This is a genomic window from Streptococcus sp. HMSC034E03 (assembly GCF_001811505.1).
In the GTDB taxonomy this organism is placed as follows: domain Bacteria; phylum Bacillota; class Bacilli; order Lactobacillales; family Streptococcaceae; genus Streptococcus.
This window is the reverse complement of record NZ_KV804919.1, coordinates 1-1437: the sequence shown is the minus strand read 5'-3', so window position 1 is coordinate 1437 and position 1437 is coordinate 1. Positions and strand designations below refer to the sequence as shown.

At 35.4% G+C, this 1437-nt stretch carries 1 protein-coding gene; it reads left to right on the top strand.

The window, feature by feature from the left end; all coding sequences use genetic code 11:
• Positions 1-57: 57 nt before the first annotated feature.
• A protein-coding gene (locus tag HMPREF2805_RS10405; RefSeq protein WP_148131554.1) for an IS3 family transposase occupies positions 58-1406 on the top strand; the annotation gives its coding sequence in 2 pieces (ribosomal slippage) (positions 58-499 and positions 499-1406; 1350 coding nt in all).
• Positions 1407-1437 lie beyond the last annotated feature (31 nt).

Sequence of the window (1437 nt, the reverse complement as noted above, 5' to 3'; positions counted from 1 at the left end):
TGAACTGCACCCCAAAAGTTAGACAGAAAAAAATCTAACTTTTGGGGTGTTTTTATTATGAAATTAACTTATGATGATAAAGTTCAGGTCTATGAACTTAGAAAACAAGGATATAGCTTAGAGAAGCTTTCAAATAAATTTGGGATAAATAATTCTAATATTAGGTACATGATTAAATTGATTGATCGTTACGGAATAGAGTTCGTCAAAAAAGGAAAAAATCGTTACTATTCTCCTGATTTAAAACAAGAAATGATTAATAAAGTCTTACATGAAGGCTGGACTAAAGATAGAGTTTCTCTTGAATACGGGCTCCCAAGTCGTACGATACTTCTTAATTGGCTAGCACAATACAAGAAAAACGGGTATACTATTGTTGAGAAAACAAGAGGGAGAGTACCTAAAATGGGACGTAAGCCAAAAAAGAGACCTGAAGAGAGAACAGAATTAGAACGTCTTCAAGCAGAAAATGAGTATCTGAGAGCGGAGAATGCCGTCCTAAAAAAGTTAAGAGAACTCCGATTGAAGGAGGAAAAAGAGAAAGAAGAAAGACAGAAATTGTTCAAGAATTAATGACCGAGTTTTCGTTAGATATTCTTCTAAAAGCCATTAAACTAGCTCGTTCGACCTACTACTATCACTTGAAACAGCTAGATAAACCAGATAAGGACCAAGAGCTTAAAGCGAAAATTCAATCCATTTTTATCGAACATAAGGGAAATTATGGTTATCGTCGGATTCATTTAGAACTAAGAAATCGTGGTTATCTGGTAAATCATAAAAGAGTTCAACGCTTGATGAAAGTACTCAATTTACAAGCTAAAATGCGACAGAAACGAAAATATTCTTCTCATAAAGGAGACGTTGGCAAGAAGGCAGAGAATCTCATTCAACGTCAATTTGAAGGCTCTAAAACAATGGAAAAGTGTTACACAGATGTGACAGAATTTGCCATTCCAGCAAGTACCCAAAAGCTTTACTTATCACCAGTTTTAGATGGCTTTAATAGCGAAATTATCGCCTATAATCTTTCAACTTCACCCAACTTAGAACAAGTAAAAACAATGTTGGAACAGGCATTCACAGAGAAGCACTACGAGAATACGATTCTCCATAGTGATCAAGGCTGGCAATATCAACACGATTCTTATCATCAGTTTCTAGAGGGTAAGGGAATTCAAGCATCCATGTCGCGTAAGGGTAACAGCCCAGACAATGGTATGATGGAGTCCTTCTTTGGGATTCTGAAATCGGAGATGTTTTATGGTTATGAGAAGTCATTTCAGTCGCTTAAGCAATTGGAACAAGCTATTGTAAACTATATTGATTATTACAACAACAAACGAATTAAGGTAAAACTAAAAGGACTCAGTCCTGTGCAATACAGAACTAAATCCTTTGAATAAATTAATTGTCTAACTTTTTGGGGTCAGTACA